Origin of the sequence: Pseudomonas sp. 1928-m (genome assembly GCF_029269135.1) — a bacterium.
Lineage (GTDB): Bacteria > Pseudomonadota > Gammaproteobacteria > Pseudomonadales > Pseudomonadaceae > Aquipseudomonas.
Map to the genome: position 1 here is coordinate 46,659 of NZ_JARIXO010000008.1, position 17,039 is coordinate 63,697.

At 58.6% G+C, this 17,039-nt stretch carries 20 protein-coding genes and 1 pseudogene; 10 read left to right on the forward strand and 11 right to left on the reverse strand.

What is annotated here, in order from left to right:
- Positions 1 to 5: 5 nt before the first annotated feature.
- Complete coding sequence (locus tag P3C18_RS20655; RefSeq protein ID WP_346015642.1) at positions 6 to 227, forward strand: hypothetical protein; 222 nt, start codon at positions 6 to 8, stop codon at positions 225 to 227.
- A 49-nt stretch (positions 228 to 276) separates the two neighbouring features.
- Here the strand turns inward: P3C18_RS20655 and P3C18_RS19760 are convergent, their stop codons facing one another.
- Positions 277 to 669 carry a hypothetical protein gene (locus P3C18_RS19760; RefSeq protein ID WP_275963504.1) on the reverse strand — a complete coding sequence of 131 codons (393 nt, stop codon included), beginning with the start codon at positions 667 to 669 and terminating at the stop codon, positions 277 to 279.
- Positions 670 to 808: 139 nt separating this feature from the next.
- The gene (locus P3C18_RS19765; RefSeq protein ID WP_275963505.1) at positions 809 to 2,218 is read right to left on the reverse strand and encodes a PilZ domain-containing protein; all 1,410 of its coding nucleotides are present in this window, start codon (positions 2,216 to 2,218) and stop codon (positions 809 to 811) included.
- Between the two features lie 30 nt (positions 2,219 to 2,248).
- Here P3C18_RS19765 and P3C18_RS19770 point away from each other — a divergent pair, with 30 nt between their 5' ends.
- Positions 2,249 to 2,728, forward strand: a complete 480-nt coding sequence (locus tag P3C18_RS19770; protein ID WP_275963506.1) for a TlpA disulfide reductase family protein — start codon at positions 2,249 to 2,251, stop codon at positions 2,726 to 2,728.
- Positions 2,729 to 2,732: 4 nt separating this feature from the next.
- Positions 2,733 to 3,008, forward strand: a complete 276-nt coding sequence (locus tag P3C18_RS19775) for an acylphosphatase (RefSeq protein ID WP_275963507.1) — start codon at positions 2,733 to 2,735, stop codon at positions 3,006 to 3,008.
- Between the two features lie 74 nt (positions 3,009 to 3,082).
- Here the strand turns inward: P3C18_RS19775 and P3C18_RS19780 are convergent, their stop codons facing one another.
- The 3 genes from P3C18_RS19780 to P3C18_RS19790 are packed head-to-tail and all read right to left on the reverse strand — an operon-like array spanning position 3,083 to position 6,358.
- Positions 3,083 to 3,655 (reverse strand): transglycosylase SLT domain-containing protein, encoded by a 573-nt coding sequence (locus P3C18_RS19780; protein ID WP_275963508.1) that lies wholly within the window; start codon positions 3,653 to 3,655, stop codon positions 3,083 to 3,085.
- A gap of 7 nt (positions 3,656 to 3,662) precedes the next feature.
- Positions 3,663 to 4,616 carry a hypothetical protein gene (locus P3C18_RS19785; RefSeq protein WP_275963509.1) on the reverse strand — a complete coding sequence of 318 codons (954 nt, stop codon included), beginning with the start codon at positions 4,614 to 4,616 and terminating at the stop codon, positions 3,663 to 3,665.
- A 26-nt stretch (positions 4,617 to 4,642) separates the two neighbouring features.
- Entirely contained in the window at positions 4,643 to 6,358 is a 1,716-nt protein-coding gene (locus P3C18_RS19790) for a proline--tRNA ligase (RefSeq protein WP_275963510.1), read from the reverse strand.
- 115 nt (positions 6,359 to 6,473) lie between these two features.
- Between P3C18_RS19790 and P3C18_RS19795 the strand changes: the two genes are divergently transcribed.
- Positions 6,474 to 6,881 carry a PaaI family thioesterase gene (locus P3C18_RS19795; RefSeq protein WP_275963564.1) on the forward strand — a complete coding sequence of 136 codons (408 nt, stop codon included), beginning with the start codon at positions 6,474 to 6,476 and terminating at the stop codon, positions 6,879 to 6,881.
- Positions 6,882 to 6,946: 65 nt separating this feature from the next.
- On the opposite strand, the gene P3C18_RS19800 is transcribed toward P3C18_RS19795, so the two are convergent.
- Entirely contained in the window at positions 6,947 to 8,218 is a 1,272-nt protein-coding gene (locus P3C18_RS19800; protein ID WP_275963511.1) for an OprD family porin, read from the reverse strand.
- 530 nt (positions 8,219 to 8,748) lie between these two features.
- Here P3C18_RS19800 and P3C18_RS19805 point away from each other — a divergent pair.
- From P3C18_RS19805 to P3C18_RS19815, 3 genes are read left to right on the forward strand one after another with little or no spacing between them, the layout of a single operon-like run.
- The gene (locus P3C18_RS19805; protein ID WP_275963512.1) at positions 8,749 to 8,958 is read left to right on the forward strand and encodes a hypothetical protein; all 210 of its coding nucleotides are present in this window, start codon (positions 8,749 to 8,751) and stop codon (positions 8,956 to 8,958) included.
- 12 nt (positions 8,959 to 8,970) lie between these two features.
- A complete protein-coding gene (locus P3C18_RS19810) occupies positions 8,971 to 9,396 on the forward strand; it encodes an HIT domain-containing protein (RefSeq protein ID WP_275963513.1) in 426 nt (141 codons plus the stop codon).
- 3 nt (positions 9,397 to 9,399) lie between these two features.
- Positions 9,400 to 9,606 carry a SlyX family protein gene (locus P3C18_RS19815; RefSeq protein ID WP_275963514.1) on the forward strand — a complete coding sequence of 69 codons (207 nt, stop codon included), beginning with the start codon at positions 9,400 to 9,402 and terminating at the stop codon, positions 9,604 to 9,606.
- 54 nt (positions 9,607 to 9,660) lie between these two features.
- Here the strand turns inward: P3C18_RS19815 and P3C18_RS19820 are convergent, their stop codons facing one another.
- From P3C18_RS19820 to P3C18_RS19835, 5 genes and pseudogenes are all read right to left on the reverse strand, one after another.
- The gene (locus tag P3C18_RS19820; protein WP_169852850.1) at positions 9,661 to 9,885 is read right to left on the reverse strand and encodes a cold-shock protein; all 225 of its coding nucleotides are present in this window, start codon (positions 9,883 to 9,885) and stop codon (positions 9,661 to 9,663) included.
- Positions 9,886 to 9,942: 57 nt separating this feature from the next.
- Positions 9,943 to 10,263, reverse strand: a pseudogene (locus tag P3C18_RS20660) (cold shock domain-containing protein membrane protein); the annotation flags it as partial.
- A 166-nt stretch (positions 10,264 to 10,429) separates the two neighbouring features.
- The gene (locus tag P3C18_RS19825; protein ID WP_275963515.1) at positions 10,430 to 11,497 is read right to left on the reverse strand and encodes a GGDEF domain-containing protein; all 1,068 of its coding nucleotides are present in this window, start codon (positions 11,495 to 11,497) and stop codon (positions 10,430 to 10,432) included.
- A 118-nt stretch (positions 11,498 to 11,615) separates the two neighbouring features.
- Entirely contained in the window at positions 11,616 to 12,086 is a 471-nt protein-coding gene (locus P3C18_RS19830) for a Dps family protein (RefSeq protein ID WP_160087544.1), read from the reverse strand.
- Positions 12,087 to 12,235: 149 nt separating this feature from the next.
- On the reverse strand, positions 12,236 to 13,354 hold the full coding sequence (locus tag P3C18_RS19835; RefSeq protein ID WP_275963516.1) for an HD domain-containing phosphohydrolase: 1,119 nt from the start codon (positions 13,352 to 13,354) through the stop codon (positions 12,236 to 12,238).
- A gap of 292 nt (positions 13,355 to 13,646) precedes the next feature.
- Between P3C18_RS19835 and aspS the strand changes: the two genes are divergently transcribed.
- The 3 genes from aspS to ruvC all read left to right on the forward strand — a co-directional run bounded on the left by aspS (position 13,647) and on the right by ruvC (position 17,022).
- The gene (gene aspS, locus P3C18_RS19840) at positions 13,647 to 15,422 is read left to right on the forward strand and encodes an aspartate--tRNA ligase (protein ID WP_275963517.1); all 1,776 of its coding nucleotides are present in this window, start codon (positions 13,647 to 13,649) and stop codon (positions 15,420 to 15,422) included.
- A 90-nt stretch (positions 15,423 to 15,512) separates the two neighbouring features.
- Entirely contained in the window at positions 15,513 to 16,262 is a 750-nt protein-coding gene (locus P3C18_RS19845) for a YebC/PmpR family DNA-binding transcriptional regulator (protein WP_275963518.1), read from the forward strand.
- 235 nt (positions 16,263 to 16,497) lie between these two features.
- Entirely contained in the window at positions 16,498 to 17,022 is a 525-nt protein-coding gene (ruvC, locus tag P3C18_RS19850; RefSeq protein WP_275963519.1) for a crossover junction endodeoxyribonuclease RuvC, read from the forward strand.
- The last annotated feature ends 17 nt before the right edge of the window (positions 17,023 to 17,039 follow it).

Genomic DNA, 17,039 nt, shown 5'->3' on the forward strand with positions numbered 1-17,039 from the left:
GCGTTATGACAGCCACTAAAGGCAAAGTGATTCATCTGTACCAGCGTGACCCGCAAGAGGCTCTTGAGCGCCTCAATCGCATCACTGGCCTGCGCTTTAGCAGCTGGCCGCAGTCTTTGGTCAATTCCAATCCATCCGAACAGCCAGCCGTTTCTGGCTCATCTGAAGCCGTTGTGCCGCCTGACTCCGGCGCCAAGCGCGGGCCGGCGGGAATGCTCTCGCGCTGAACGCAAAACCCCGCGTCGGTGCGCGGGGTTTGTTTGGAGCGGAGTGCTATCAGGCGAGTGCTTGGCGGCTATCGGTCTGTGGCAACTCAACCGCTTGCACAAACAGCTCCTCGACCACCAGGCTGGTCGCCGGCACGGCAGAGCGCAGACGCACCTGCATGTCTTCGACCTTCAGCTTCACCGGCAAGCGGGCCACGCTGGAAAGCAGGATCTTGCTGTGCTGATTGACTTTGCCGTGATCGACCATCACTTCGCGGCGGGTGGTGCCATCGCGGTAGCTGATCAGCAACGAGACCGGCAGATTGGCCAGCCCCGGCAGGTGCAGCCAGGCGGCTACGTTGAACTCGGCGACGCGCCCTTCGTACGGGGTGACCTGTAAGCGGGCGAGATTTACGATGGCAGATGGCACAGGGCCGACCAACTTATCGAGGGCTTGGGTCATGGGTGTGTTCCAGGCTAATAACGGATCGCATCAAGCGTGAGTGCGATGAATTATAAGCTTGGGCCCTCCGATGAAACTGTGCGCTCGGCCGACGTTCGGCGTGACCTTTCTCGCAGTTTTAGCGTATCGGCAACAGTGTCTAAGCCAGCTGCATCGGGTAACGAGTGACGGATGCGGTGAGCAGATTGGCGGTCGGCAGCGGCAGAATCGCCTGGTTGTGTGCGCTGGCCAGTTGCAGCCAGACATTTTCCCCTTCAACAAACTGCCCGTTAGGCAGCCATAAGCCGTGATGCCAACCGTTGCCCGGTGCCGGGGTGCTTTGCAGTACGCCAGGGTGAGTCTGGGCGCTGGGTGCGCGACGCAGCCAGACAGGACGCGGCAGGCCTTTCAGGTAGCGCAGGCCCAGGTGCAGGCCTTCACTGTTCAGATGGCGCCAGCGCACCAGGGCCAGGGTTGGTGTGTCGCTGCCGGTGATCAATAGCACAAGCTGGCCAACCGACAACTGTGCGGCCTGGTCGGCATTACACAGCAAGCGTGCGCCGCCGGCACTGGCGTCGAGCATCTGCGCGCTGGTGCGCAGCGGCCGTTGTTCCAGCAACTGCGCGTGAATAGCCGGCAGACCAACCACCAGGTTGCATTCCGAGCTATGGTCGGCGCGGGTATGGCGACGTTGTTGGCGCCCCAGCCAATGTTGTTGCACGCGCTCCAGCAGCTGACGTTCCGCCTTGCTTTGCAGTGGCGCCGGCTCATGCAGGGCCACCAGCAGGGCGCCCAGCTCGAAGCGGCGCAAATAGTCAGCACTGCCTTCTGGCGCCTGGGCGTAGCTCAGGCAGGGTTGCGCCTCGGTTAGGTCGATGGTCGGTCCTTCGATTTCATCGTCCTCATCCCATGGCAGCAGGCGCGCCAGCCCGGCCAGCGGTGAGAGCGCGCCGAACAGCAGTGCGCATTCGCCATCCGCGAGGTGAAACGGGTTGCTTAGCGCGAGCAGCAGCATTTGCTGGTAGATGCCGCGCATAGTGTTGGCCGGTTGTGGGGTAAACGCCGCGGCGACTGGTTCATCCAGACAGTCCTGGTGTTCGCCGATCCAGTACAGCAGATGGCTGTCGCGCCACAGGCTGGGCGGCGGCTCCTGATACAGCTGATAGTGGCGCAGCAGGCTCTGCGCGAGAAAATGCTGGGCCATATACAGGCACCAGGCCAGGTGCGGGCGCGATGGCTGGCGGCCCTGGAGGATTTGCAGCAGCAGGCGTTTAAAGCCAATGGCCAGTTCACTGCATAGGTGCACGAACAAGGCCGTGGGTGGATTCTCGCCCTGGTAGGCCTTGCTGTAATGCCGGTACTGATCGCTGAAGCTTTGCAGTGCGCGCTGCCTTTCGAGTAAGGTCATGGCGCTGCGGTTCAGCCTGAAGAGCAGGCCAAGCGCCTGCTGCAAGGCCAGTTCTGGCGACTGCAGGCGGGCCTGAGCCAGTTGCTCATTGAGGTCGGCCAGCGGCGCGACCTCAGTTTCGAGGATGTCTGGCACTTCCAGGCGCAAGGCATCTAATGTCATATCAACCTTATGGAATCAGGGAGCGAATGCATGGGAATGCGTTTCCAGGCGATCATTCGTGCTGTTGCGGGCGTAGGCATGGGTCTGATTCTGGCCGGTTGCGCTGAAGACATAGGCGTCGATCAATATGGACGAAAGGTAGCGGTTGAGCGCCTGGAAGGCCAGTGGTTAGTGATTAATTACTGGGCGCAGTGGTGCGCACCCTGTCGCACCGAGATTCCCGAACTCAATGCCTTGGAGAAACAGCTCAAGGAGCAATCCGTGCAGGTGCTTGGGGTGAATTTCGATGCGCTGCAGGGGGAGAAGTTGAGCCAGGCGGCGCAAGACATGGGCATCACCTTTACCGTGCTGGCGCAGGACCCGGCTGAGCGCTATCAGCTGCCGCGTGCCGAGGTGCTGCCGGTGACCTATATCGTCGACGATCAGGGGCGTATGCGTGAGCGCCTGCTGGGTGAGCAGACGGCGGCCGGTCTGAGCGCTCGCCTGGCTGCGCTCAAGGCGGAGGGTTAGAGTCGTGGCACGTATCTGCAAGCATGGTTACGTCAGCGGTCGCGTTCAGGGCGTCAGTTTTCGCCAAACGACCGCAGAGCAGGCTGAGCGTCTGGGTCTCGATGGCTGGGTGCGCAACCTGGCCGATGGCCGGGTCGAGGTGCTGTTCGAAGGCGATGAGGTCGCGGTGATCGAATTGGCGAGCTGGTTAGCGCAGGGGCCGCAGGCTGCCGACGTGACCGCGCTGGAAATGCAGGATCAGGCGCTGCAGGGCGTTGCCGGATTTATTGTGCGGCGCTGAGTCGTTGATAAGTTACGCGGTGTACAGGGTTTCCTGTCCTGCTTGCGTCCTGTACTCCGCGTCGCTCACTCATCCTACGGTTTGACATACCAGAAGTCGTGCCAGAAACCGACCACCTTGGCCGAGTAGGTGTGTTTGCCCAGGCTGCCGTTGTAGCGCGCCAGGGCGCGGTTAAGGTCGCCGTTTTCCTTGCGCAGATAGAAACTGAGAATGGTGCAGCCGTAACGCAGGTTGGTGGCATTGTCGGTGAGGTTGTCCTGTGGGCGGCCCAGTTCGGCTTTCCAGAAGGGCATCACTTGCATCATGCCCTGGGCGCCGACTGAGGAGATGGCGAAGCGGTCGAAATGGCTTTCGGCATGAATCAGGGCAATCACCAGATCGGGGCGCAAACCGGCTTTACTGGCTTCGCGATGCACCAGGCGCAGCAGGCTCAGGCGTTCCTCGGCATCCGGAATATAGCGGCGCATGCGCGTGGACATATCCAGCAGCCAGACTTCGGCCTCGAAGCGATCCTGAAAGCTGTCCGCCTGGGCCACGGTCTGTTGCAGCAGTGTGCGCAGTTCCGGCTCCGGCGCCTGGCGCACATCGGCATACGTCGAACTGCAGAGCAGCAGGCCGAGTAGGGCGCAGGTTAGGCGCTGCCGCATGGATGTGTCAGTCGTTGCCTGGATCGGCGACCAGGCGGCCGGCGTCTTTGGTCAGGGCCTGGAGGAAGATCTTCTGCAGTTCCGGATCATTGCGCGTCAGTTCGATCAGGCTCTGCTCCAGCTCGCTGGCTTCCTCTTCCAGGCCCAGCTCTGACAGGCGTTTGACCCGGTGCACCCACTGGGCAACGTCGTCACCTTCAAGGTCGTTGTAGATCAGCTGGTGGGCTTCCTGCAGCTTGCCGCGCAGGGTGCGGCTGACCAGCAGGGAGGCATCGGCGCGCGCCGAGCCCTGATCATCTTCAACCGTCAACAGCAGGGTGCTGATGCGCGTGACATCTTCTTCGGCAAATGGGCTGTCGAGCAGGTTCAGGCGCAGGATGCCATTGCGGTCGGTGAGCAGTTCATGGCTCTGTTCGCCGGCTTTAACCAGCACCGGGCGCTCGGCCCATGGCAGGCTGGAATACTCCATGCGCGCATCCTGACGGCGCTCCTCAAGGCTGGCGAGGTTCTGCTGCGAGCGACCGTTGGACTCGACGTTCATCGCCGGGTTGAGCCCGGCAAAGCCGTAGCTGATCCAGTCCTTGGTGACGGTATCCGGCAGGCTGCCGAGCAGTACCACGTTGAGCACGTTGGCGCCGATGCCGCCGACCACTGCCAGTGCTCCCAGTGGCACTTCATACAACTCGCGCCAGGGCTGGTAGGGGGTGTAGCGGTCATAGCGGCGCGTGACGTCAAACGCCGTAACCTCGAAGGTCTTCTGTTCATGTACGCGCACGCGGCGTTGCGGCAACTCCAGTACGCGTGGCTCACCCACATCGATCTGCAGGCTGTGATCGAGCAATTTGCGCTCGACGCGCTCCTCGTGCTCGCTGCGTTGCGGCAACTGGTTGGCGCAACCGCTGAGTAGCAGAGAGCCACCCAGCAGGGTGGCGATGAGGCTGAGGGTGTTTCGCTTGAACATGACGACTCTTGCTAAAAGGGCTGAGATCAGTGGCTGATGCGGGCCTGGATAAAGCTCATGATGTCGGCGACAGGCACGGCCTGGGCGTCGATTTCCTTACGGCTCTTATATTCCAGGTTACCTTCGGCCAGGCCGCGATCACTGACTACGATGCGATGCGGGATGCCGATCAGTTCCATGTCCGCGAATTTGATGCCTGGGCTGGTCTTTTTGTCACGGTCATCGAGCAGGACTTCATAGCCGGCAGCAGTTAGCTGCGCATACAGCGTGTCGGTGGCTTCGCGCACGGCATCGGTTTCGTAACGCAGCGGCACCAGAGCGATATGGAAAGGCGCCAGAGCGTCATTCCAGAGGATGCCGCGGTCATCGTTGTTCTGCTCGATGGCTGCCGCCACCACGCGGGAAACGCCGATGCCATAGCAGCCCATGGTCAGGGTCACCGGTTTGCCGTTCTCGCCGAGCACCTGGCAGTTCAGCGCTTCGCTGTACTTGGTGCCCAGCTGGAAGATATGCCCGACTTCGATACCGCGCTTGATTTCCAGGGTGCCGTTGCCGTCCGGGCTTGGGTCGCCGGCCAGCACGTTGCGCAGGTCGGCCACGATCGGCAGCGGCAGGTCGCGCTCCCAGTTGACGCCGAAATAGTGCTTGTCATCGATATTGGCGCCGGAGGCGAAGTCGCTCATCAGGGCAACCGAGCGGTCGATGACGCAGGGTATCGGCAGGTTGACCGGGCCTAGCGAGCCAGGACCTGCGCCGATGGCCGCGCGAATCTCGGCTTCGCTGGCAAATACCAGTGGGCTGGCAACCAGCTCCAGGTTGGCGGCCTTGATCTCGTTGAGTTCGTGGTCGCCACGTACGATCAAGGCGACCAGGGTGCCTTTTTTCGCGCCATGCACCATCAGGGTCTTGATGGTCTTTTCGATGGCCAGGCCAAAGCCTTGCACCAGTGCGTCAATGGTCTTGGTGTCCGGGGTGTCAACCATGCGCATGCTTTCAGTGGCTGCGCCACGGCTGCTTTCGCGCGGAACGGCTTCGGCTTTCTCGATATTGGCGGCGTAGTCGGAGCTGTCGCTGAAGGCGATATCGTCTTCGCCAGAATCGGCCAGTACGTGGAATTCGTGGGAGCCAGTGCCGCCGATGGAGCCGGTATCTGCCTGCACGGGGCGGAAGTTCAAGCCCAAGCGGGTGAATACGTTGCAGTACGCCTGGTGCATGCGGTCATAGGTTTCTTGCAGCGAAGCCTGGTCGACGTGGAAGGAGTAAGAGTCCTTCATGATGAACTCGCGGCCGCGCATCAGGCCGAAACGCGGACGGATTTCGTCACGGAACTTGGTCTGGATCTGATACAGGTTGATCGGCAGCTGCTTGTAGCTATTCAGCTCGTTGCGCGCCAGATCGGTAATCACTTCTTCATGGGTCGGGCCTGCGCAGAAATCGCGGCCGTGACGATCCTTCATACGCAGCAATTCCGGGCCGTACTGCTCCCAGCGACCGGATTCCTGCCACAGCTCTGCCGGTTGAATGCCTGGCATCAGCACTTCTAGCGCGCCAGCGGCATTCATTTCCTCGCGCACGACCTTCTCAACCTTGCGCAGCACACGCAGGCCCATGGGCAGCCAGGTGTACAGGCCGGAAGCCAGCTTGCGGATCATGCCGGCACGCAGCATCAGCTGATGGCTGATCACCACGGCATCGGATGGGGTTTCTTTCAGAGTCGAGAGCAGGAACTGGCTGGTACGCATATTTGGCTGTTCTGTCGGTTGCAAGAGATTTTGAATGGCCCGCATTGTACGGTGCCTGTACAGATGCGTACAGGATGCTGGCGTGTGCTTATAAAAGGAGGGGAGTGTGTCGATATTGACGGCGGAACAGGTGCAGGCGCTGATTAGGGCGGGGCTGCCTATGGCAGAAGACATCAACTTGTGTGTCGATCGGCTGGACGCCGAGGGTGCACTGGCGCGCGTGCCATTTCACAGCAAATTGATTCGACCCGGCGGCACCTTGTCCGGGCCAACCATTATGGCGTTGGCGGATGCAGCGATGTATGCGGTGGTGCTAGGCAGTCTCGGCCGAGTGGAAATGGCCGTGACGTCTAATTTGAATATCAACTTTCTGGTTAAACCCAAACCAGTTGATCTATTAGCCGAAGCGCGGATATTGAGATTGAGTCGTAGGCAGGCTGTTTGCGAAGTATCTGTGTATTCGCAGGGTAATGAAGATGAGTTGGTTGCGCATGTTACGGGGACTTATGCGTTGCCACTGTAATTTTTCAGTAGGCAAGAAAAAGCCCGACCTAGGTCGGGCTTTCTTTACCTGCTAAACGGTCTGAATTACAGAACGCTCAGTGGGTATTCAACGATCAGACGGAAGTCATTCATGTCGTCTGCATAGCTACCGTTGTGTGAGCCATTTGCACGATAGATCGCGTTACGTACGCGGAAGGACAGGTCTTTAGCTGCGCCTTCTTGAATCACATATTTGGCTTCAAGGTTCCACTCGTGCTCTTTCGCATTTTCATCAGCAATTACGCCGAATTCGTCGCGAATGGTGATGTTGGTGCCGGTAACGTAGCGAGTCATAAAGCTCAGGCCCGGTACACCGTAAGAAGCCATGTTGATGTCGTAACGGGCTTGCCAAGAGTTTTCATCTTCGCGATCAAAGTCGGAGATTTGAACCGAGTTAGATAGCCAGATAGTGCCGTTGCCGTCTACGTTGCCGTAAGAGTAGCCAGTGTCACCAGTGGAGCGTTGATGCGCCAGGGTGAATGTATGTGCGCCGACGTTGTAAGCAGCTGCCAGGCTCCAGATCTTGTTGTCGATCTCGCCAGCCAGTTTTTTACCATCGTCAGTAGTGCGGTAGAAGTTGAAGTCAAAGTTCAGAGACTGTTCTTCTGCCAGAGCCAAATTGTAGTTCAGGTTCAGATAGGACTTTTTGTGGTAGTCCTCGAAATTACCGTGGTGGATTGCACCGCTGAAATTATCGGTGAACGCATAGCTCGCGCCGTAGATATCACCTTCGGTGAGTCCAAAGGTGTCGCGGTCAGTGCTGCGCTGGCTGCTGATTGCAGTAAAGCGACCTGCACTCAGCTCTAACCCTTCAATTTCATTGCTGACCAAATATGTGCCGGTAGCAACTTCAGGCAGGATGCGGCTGTCATCAGTTGAGAACACTGGGCTACCGACAAACATGTTACCGTGCTTCAGAACTGTGTCAGACACGCGGAATTTGACTGCGCCGCCAACTTCAGTTTGAGTATCTTCAGCGCGGCCTTCGCTATTGGTGTCGAACTGGCCGAGGCCTACACGGCCACGACCTGTGTCCAGTTTGATGCTGCTCAGGGAGTGAGCATCAAAACCAACACCAACGGTGCCTTGAGTGAAGCCGGACTCCAGCAGGAGGCGGATGCCCAGGCCAAATTCTTCACGAGTGCGACTGTCAGGGGCATTCTTGAAATCACGGTTGTGGTACAGAGCGCGATTGAAGATATTGAAGCTGCTGTCTTCAACAATGCCCTTGGATTCGGACTGGCTGGATGCCACTGCCATTTGGGTGGTGCCCGCTGCTACTGCGAGGGCGATTACGCTCCACTTCATCACTTGCATCGTGATTGCTCCTTTGGTTTAGAAAAGTTGCGCCGTCCGGCTGGTTGTTATATGGACGACTCTTTCTTTTTGTGTCGGCGGTAACTTATAGCACGCTGCCAATGTTGGCGATAGTTGCAATCTATTCATTACGATTTCTTCACGGCTGTGTCGCAAAAGCTTATGAATCATGTCGCATTTTTGTAGATGCTGCTGGCGTGCTCGAAGTCAATGCTGACGGATTTTTGCGCCTGCGCGTGGGTTGCCTTCGGCAGCCAAACGGTGCAGTGCGATTCGTCATGGATTGCTTAGCAATAGTCGTGCACAAAACCCTGAAAGCCAATTTTTTATCCTCGATTTGACCTGCGTGATCGAGGTTTTCGGGGTTTGCATTGGTTTGTGATTGGTTTTTCAGCAGGTTTTTCTATTTTTATGCTCAGTGAAAGGTATTTTTGCGGTCGCTTTCTGCTCTGTTTTCAGTTGCTTGCCGTTGTATGACGGTTGTGTGGCATTTGCCTGCTGCGTGGGGATTACCGAAGGGAACAGTTTTGGTGCGCGTGCTTGAGGCGGGTTTGCTGAGTGCTGTCTATTGGTGCGTGGTGGTGTGGTTGATCCTTGGTGCCGTGTTTTCAGCTTCGGCGTATCCTGCTCAGTCGATGTTTGCTGGCTTTGCTTTGGCAGCCGGTTTGCTGATCAGGCTTCAGGTATCGTTGCCTGTTCTGTTCGATCTCTGTCAAAACCGAGTGAGTGGGTTTTCTTAAAGGTAGATAGTTATGTTTGTTCTGGATTCGCGTTTGCAGCAGGACACTGTCTGGATGGGGGATTACCCGTTATGCAGTCTGCTGTTGATGAATGATGCGCAGTACCCTTGGTTTATCCTGGTGCCGCGCCGTGAAGATGTCAGTGAGTTGTTTCAGCTGGATGGGGCTGATCAACTGCAGCTCTGGCGGGAAACCAATGGCCTGGCTGAAGTGCTCAAGGATTGTTTTGCAGCAGACAAGATGAATGTCGCGACCTTGGGCAATGTGGTCAGTCAACTGCATATGCATGTCATCGTGCGGCGTCGCGAGGATGCGGCTTGGCCAGCGCCCGTTTGGGGCAAGCATCCGGCGCAGGCGTACACGCCTGAGCAATTGGCCGCGTTGAAAGCTCGTTTGCGCCTGGTTTTGACTGGGGATTTTTGTTTTGCTGAGGCTTGACTGGTGGAAATAGAAGAGCGCATCAACGATTTGCAAAGCCGGCTGGCTTTTCAGGACGACACTATTCAAGCACTCAATGATGCGCTGGTGGCGCAACAGCGGCTTCTGGAGCGCTTGCAACTGCAGGTGGCTGCGTTGATCAAGCGTCAGGATGAGGTGAGTTCGCAGTTTGGTATGGTTGAGGATGAGGCACCGCCGCCCCATTATTGATTGGCTATAAAACGCAAAAGGCCCGCAGTGTGCGGGCCTTTTGCGTTTATGCGTTTAACGTCGCGCAGGCAGTGCGGCGATGACGTCTTCGGCTTGCAGGCCTTTGTCGCGTTGCATTACGGCGAACTCGACCCGCTGGCCTTCGACCAGTACGCGGTGGCCTTCACCGCGAATGGCGCGGAAGTGAACGAAAATATCGTCGCCCGAGTCGCGGGAGATAAAGCCGAAACCCTTTGAGGTGTTGAACCACTTAACAGTACCTGTTTCGCGGTCGCCCAGATCTTGCGAGCTTGAGGTGTTGCGCGATTTGAGGCGCAGGTTGGCCGCCAGGTGGACGGCTACGGCGGCAGCGATGATCAGCAGGCTGAACAGGCTGGCCGGTTGGTTGGCAATGACTGGCAGCGGGGCGAGCAGAATCAAGGCTTGCAGCAGGGTGCCGAGTACCAGTAGGGCGGAAACCAGGTTTTGCGCTTGATGACGCAGGCCGGCGTGCCAGATGGGCAGTTGTGGGGCAAGCAGCAGGTTAAGCAGGCCGAACAGAGCAAGGCACAGCGCGCTGGGTTGTTCTAGGAGTGACTGTGGTGTGTCGCCAAAGTGTGGGGCAAAAGAAAGTAGCAGGGCGAGAGCGCCCGTCAGAAGGTGGACAATTTTCAACATGTTCGATGAGCTCGCTTAATTTAAAGAATCAACAGGAAGGGCTGGCTGCGCGTAGTGGGTGTTGCCGGGGAGGAGTAAAAGCGCGTGGTACCAGCCTATGCGCTGAGCCATGGATACGGATCAGCGGCACGGGGCGTATTTAACAGCAAAGAGGTGGGGTTCTCAATCAAGCACTGAGCGCAGTTTCGCTCGGCATGGGGCTTACCTGGTTGCGGCCATCGCGCTTGGCCTGATAAAGCGCGTCATCGGCGCGGGTGAGCAGGGTTTCCAGCGTATCGCCTTGTTCTGCAAGGGCGAAGCCGAAGGAGGCGGTGATGCTGTCGAGTACTTCGTCGGTGCGGCGCACTTTGATGCGCAGTGACTGGATTTTCAGGCGCATCTGTTCAGCAAAAGCGTAAGCCGTGGCGTTATCAAAGCAATCGCGCAGGATGATGCAGAACTCTTCACCGCCGTAACGTGCGGCCATGGCGCGGGGCGGCAGGAGGTCGCGCAGCAATTGACCCACGTGCTGCAGTACGCGATCACCCAGGGGGTGGCCGTATTGGTCGTTGAACTGTTTGAAGTGGTCGATATCCAGCATCACCAGGGCGACGCCGTCATGTTCGCTGCTCAGGGTCTGTTCCAGCAGTCTGCTGAAGGCGTTGCGGTTGAAGACTTGAGTCAGGCTGTCCAGTGTGGCGGCGATATGCGCACGCTCAAGCTGGCTGCGCAGGCTCTTGATCTCTTGCTGGGCGGCATTCAGGCGATAGAGGAATTTGTCCTGCTGGTCCTGCATCAGTTGCGTGCTTTGTTGCAGCTCATTCAGGACATTCGGCAGGTCATCGATGATCGGTTCCTGCAGTGCGGCAAGGCCATGTTCCAGGCTGGCCTGGTAGTTACGGCTGCCGATGATGCTGCGTGACACGTTGCCTTCGATATCGTCAACCAGTTCGATGACCTGTTGTTGGCCGGCGCGGGCTTCTTCGAGCTCGCCATGGATGATGTAGTCGCGAAACAGTTTGGCCGCAGTTTCTGGCGGAAAGCTGTCAAAGTCAGCGACGGTTTTATCCAGGCGGCGATTGAGTTCAGGTTCCAGGCCCTTGCTGTAGGTGTACCAGAGAGCGTAATGCACCGGGTTGGGCGGAATATCGTGGCGCATCATCAGCGGTACCGCCTTCTTCAGAAGCGCCGCAGCGTCGCGGGTTTCCTCGGGGTACAGTTCCAGAATGCTGGGAGCTTTAGCGGGTTTGTTCATGCACGTCACTGTGGCCAAGTTGCAATTGACCAAAGCATAGAACAGCTGCTGGGCAAGCGCCTAGCAAAAGGCCCGTGGATACGGGCCTTTTACGTGATTTACCTATTTACCCATATACCTAGGCAGCCAGCAGGCTGCGCAGCATCCAGGCGGTTTTCTCATGCACTTGCATGCGCTGGGTCAGCAGGTCCGCTGTGGGCTCGTCGCTAACCTTGTCCAGCAGGGGGAAGATGCCGCGGGCGGTGCGTACGACGGCTTCCTGGCCTTGAACCAGTTGTTTGATCATGTCCTGGGCGCTCGGCACGCCTTCCTCTTCCTTAATAGAAGACAGGCGAGCGTAGGCTGCGTAGGTGCCGGGAGCGGGGAAGCCCAGGGCGCGGATACGTTCGGCAATCTGGTCGACGGCCAGCGACAGTTCGGTGTACTGACCTTCAAACATCAGGTGCAGGGTGTTGAACATCGGGCCGGTGACGTTCCAGTGGAAGTTGTGGGTTTTCAGGTACAGGGTGTAGGTGTCTGCGAGCAGGCGCGACAGGCCTTCGGCTATGGCAGCGCGGTCCTGCTCGGCAATTCCGATATTGATTTCCATACCATTTCTCCTCTCAGGTGGCTCGGGGCTTGGCTGCCCGCGTAATGGGCAGAGCCTACCATGGGTGTTGCCGAGCTTTATCGTGGTTTATATCAATGAAAGTGATGGTTGGAGGCTATTGCTTGGCATGGGTTCAATTTTTCTGGGGCTTAGCGATGCGCCAGTTCTGGGTGTTGTTGCAGTGTCTGGTTAAATAGCTCGACCCAGTGTGCGCTGAACTGCCGGCCGGCGAGGTTGTTGATTTCCAGGATGGCGCGCAGCAGTGGGCGTTTGTTCAGGGTTTGATGGGCGCGCTCATGGGTGCGGGCGTCGAAGGTGTCGACGATATTGATAATCAGGGCGCCGGGGCTGGTTTCGACTTCCTTCAGGCCTTTCGGGTAGCCGCTGCCGTCGGCGTGTTCCTGGTGTTGCAGGGTGATTTCTGCGGCGGCATCCCAGCGCGGCATACGCTTGAGCAGGTCATAGGCGAGGCGTGGGTGCGATTGCATCTGCCTGCGTTCTTCGCGATTGAAATGCGCTTCTTTATGCAGCATCTCCAGTGGCAGAAAAGCCATGCCCAGGTCGTGCAGGCAAATCGCTGCCGCCAGTTGCTCGGGTTGCTCCGGGTTGCCACCCAGCTGATTGATCGCCAGGGCCAGGTCAAGTTGACGCAGGCCGCGGCCTTGCCAGAAATGTGAGCGGCGCTCGCTGGCTTGCATCAGGTCGACGAAGAACAGCAGGTCAGCGTCAGGCTCGATGCCATAGCGTCTGAGTAAATCGGCGGCAGCGGGTTCGTCTGTAGCAATGGCAGTGGGCGGTTTTGAGCTGGGGTCGAGCTGTTGCAGTAATGCGCTGCGAATTCCGGTTTGCTGCACTGCTGGTGCCAGTGCCAGGGCGCTGAGTGCCTGGCTAAGCGCCTTGCTCTGGGCTGCGTTGAGTTGCGCCGATGGGCCGCCGAGGGCGTGTTGGATCAGTTCTTTGAGGTGGTCGAGGGTTAGTAGCAGGATGTCGCCCAGCAAGCTGTCGAAATGCAACTGGCCTTCGCGCAGGCAGGACAGTACATCCTCCATGGCTTGCGGCACGCTCATCAGCGTATCCAGGCCGATATAACCCAGGTTGCCCTTGAGCGTATGCACCAGGCGAAACAGTTCGCGCAGGCGCTCGCGGTCATCGGGGGTGTGCTCAAGCTCGATCAGCAATTGCTCGCAACGCTGGAATTGTTCGCTGGATTCCAGGCGAAAGTCGGCCAGCAAATCGCTGGGTATTTCAGCCAGGTTCGGTGTGGCCATAAGCCTCTCCACTTATCGACAGTCAAAGAGCTGCATGCCTGAGTATAGGAAGGGCTGGCAAAAGCGCGTGGGGCGGCGGCTGCAAGTGGCGGCTTAACCATATATAATCCCGCGCTTTGCCGCGTTTTGTCGGGCGAGCAGTTGGCTGCGTATGCGCCGCTGATCGTTTCGCGCCCCTTAAAGGCAGCACAATTGCGGAAAATGGCGCCTGCGCCAGCCGGTTATCCGGCCAACGAGCGTCGCAGTCACTGCGGCCCAACGAATTCAAGACTCAAGAGAAGCGACTACCACCATGATGCGCAGCCATTATTGCGGCCAACTGAACGAGAGCCTGGACGGCCAGGAAGTCACCCTTTGCGGTTGGGTACATCGCCGCCGTGACCATGGCGGGGTGATTTTCCTCGACATTCGTGACCGTGAAGGTCTGGCCCAGGTGGTATTCGACCCGGATCGCGCGGCGACCTTCGCCACTGCCGACAAGGTGCGCAGTGAATACGTGGTCAAGATCACCGGTAAGGTGCGTTTGCGTCCGGCCGGTGCCGGCAACGCCAACATGGCATCCGGCGCTATCGAAGTGCTGGGCTATGACCTGGAAGTGCTGAACGAAGCTGAAACCCCGCCGTTCCCGCTCAACGAATACACCGACGTGGGCGAAGAAACCCGCCTGCGCTACCGCTTTATCGACCTGCGTCGCCCGGAAATGGCGGCCAAGCTGAAGCTGCGTTCGAGCATCACCAGCAGCATCCGTCGTTACCTGGATGACAACGGCTTCCTCGATGTGGAAACGCCGATCCTCACCCGTGCCACACCAGAAGGCGCGCGTGATTATCTGGTGCCGAGCCGCACTCACGCGGGCAGCTTCTTTGCGCTGCCGCAGTCGCCACAGTTGTTCAAGCAGCTGCTGATGGTCGCCGGCTTCGACCGTTACTATCAGATCGCCAAGTGCTTCCGCGACGAAGACCTGCGTGCCGACCGTCAGCCGGAATTCACTCAGATCGACATCGAGACCAGTTTCCTCGATGAAGCCGACATCATGGCCATCACCGAGAAGATGATTCGCCAGCTGTTCAAGGAAGTCCTCAACGTCGAGTTCGGCGAGCTGCCGCACATGACCCTGGCCGAAGCCATGCGTCGTTTCGGTTCCGACAAGCCGGACCTGCGCAACCCGCTGGAGCTGGTAGACGTGGCCGATCAGCTGCAAGCGGTCGACTTCAAGGTGTTCAGTGGCCCGGCCAACGATCCGAAGTGCCGCGTAACCGCGCTGCGTGTACCGGGCGGGGCGAGCATGCCGCGCAGCAAGATCGACGAGTACACCAAGTTTGTCGGCATCTACGGCGCCAAGGGCCTGGCTTACATCAAGGTCAACGAACGCGCCAATGGTGCCGAAGGCCTGCAGTCGCCGATCGTCAAGAACATCCCGCTGGACAACATTAACGTGATCCTTGATCGCGTCGGTGCGGTCGATGGCGACATCGTGTTCTTCGGCGCCGATAAGGCCAAGATCGTCAGCGAGGCCCTGGGCGCGCTGCGGATCAAGCTGGGTCATGACCTCAATCTGCTGACCTGCGAGTGGGCGCCGCTGTGGGTCGTCGACTTCCCGATGTTCGAAGAGAACGATGACGGCAGCCTGACCGCCATGCACCACCCGTTCACCGCACCGAAGTGCAGCTCGGCCGAGCTGGAAGCCAATCCGGCCGCCGCCCTGTCGCGTGCCTACGACATGGTCTTGAACGGCACCGAGCTGGGTGGCGGCTCGATCCGTATCCACGACAAGGCCATGCAGCAGACCGTGTTCCGTGTACTGGGTATCAGCGAAGATGAGCAGCAGGAGAAGTTCGGCTTCCTCCTCGATGCCCTGAAGTTCGGCGCGCCACCCCATGGTGGCCTGGCTTTCGGTCTGGATCGTCTGGTGATGCTGATGACCGGCGCGCAGTCGATTCGTGAAGTGATCGCCTTCCCGAAAACCCAGAGCGCGGCCTGCGTAATGACTCAGGCGCCTGGGTTGGTGGATAACAAGGCACTGCGCGAATTGCATATTCGCCTGCGCGAGCAGCCCAAGGCCGAATAAGCCTCAATGATGACAAGGAGCCTGGATTTTCCAGGCTTCTTGGTTATATGGGTGCGACAAAATCTGATTTGACGAATTACGGAGTGAGTTATGGCTGGTCATTCCAAGTGGGCCAACATCAAGCACCGCAAAGGGCGTCAGGACGCCAAGCGCGGCAAGATTTTCACCAAGATCATTCGTGAACTGACGGTGGCGGCCAAGCACGGCGGCCCGATCCCGGCGGACAACCCGCGTCTGCGCCTGGCGGTGGACAAGGCGCTGACTGCCAATATGTCCCGCGATGTAATTGACCGCGCCGTTGCCCGTGGTGCCGGCAACAACGAAGCCGACAACGTCGTCGAGCTGAGTTACGAGGGTTACGCGCTGGGTGGTGTGGCGATTATCGTCGAGGCCATGACCGACAACCGCAACCGCACCGCGGCCGAAGTGCGCCATGCCTTTACCAAGTGCGGCGGCAACCTGGGCACCGATGGTTCGGTGGCCTATATGTTCGACCGCAAGGGTCAGCTCAGCTTCGCCCCAGGCGTCAGCGAAGATGCCCTGATGGAAGCGGCGCTGGAAGCCGGGGCCGATGACGTGGAAATGGCTGAGGATGGCTCGGCGCTGGTGTCGACCAGCTTTGCCGATTTTCATGGGGTCAACGAGGCGCTCAGCGCGGCCGGTTTCAAGGCCGATGAGGCGGAAATCGCTATGATTCCTTCGATCAGTGCGCCGGTTAATGATCTGGAAACCGCGCAAAAGGTCATCAAGTTGATCGATATGCTCGAAGACCTCGACGATGTGCAGGAGGTTTACCACAACGCCGAAATTCCTGATGAGATCATGGAGCAGCTTGGCTGAGTGCCGGTTACCAATGAAAAGCCGGAGGTTTTCAGGCGTATGCCTGAGTACTTCCGGCTTTTTTATAGGCGGCTAACCAGTGGGCTGTCACGATGCGTTATTAAAAGTGGCTCCTGGTCATTTTTTATAGCGCCGGCCTGGGTGACGCCGAAGTAGGCTGGCCCTATACTCGCCAACTGGATAAATAGACAGTGTGTCGGCCAAGTTGGCTGGCGCCTTGAGTGAGCGGTAGGGCATGACCTTGATTCTCGGCATCGACCCTGGCTCGCGCATCACCGGTTACGGCGTGGTGCGTGATACCGGGCGCAATTGCGAATATGTTGCCTCCGGCTGCATTCGCACGGGCAATGGTTCGATGCCGGAGCGACTGCAGGTGGTGTTTCGCGGCGTGCGTGAGGTGATCGAAACCTACGGGCCGGTGACCATGGGCATCGAGCAGGTGTTTATGGCGCGCAATCCAGATTCCGCGCTCAAGCTTGGCCAGGCGCGCGGCGTGGCCATTGTCGCGGGGATCGAAGCGGGGCTGGATATCGCCGAATACACCGCGACCCAGGTCAAGCAGGCGATTGCCGGCAGCGGCGGGGCGGATAAGGAACAGGTGCAGTTGATGGTCATGCACTTGCTCAAACTGGTGCAGAAGCCGCAGATCGACGCATCGGACGCCCTGGCCATCGCTCTGTGCCATGCCCATCATCGGCAGAGTCTGATTCCCCATGGTCTGGTCGGCGCCAAGCGGCGCGCGGGTCGCCTTCGTTTGTAACGTAATTTTTAAGGAAA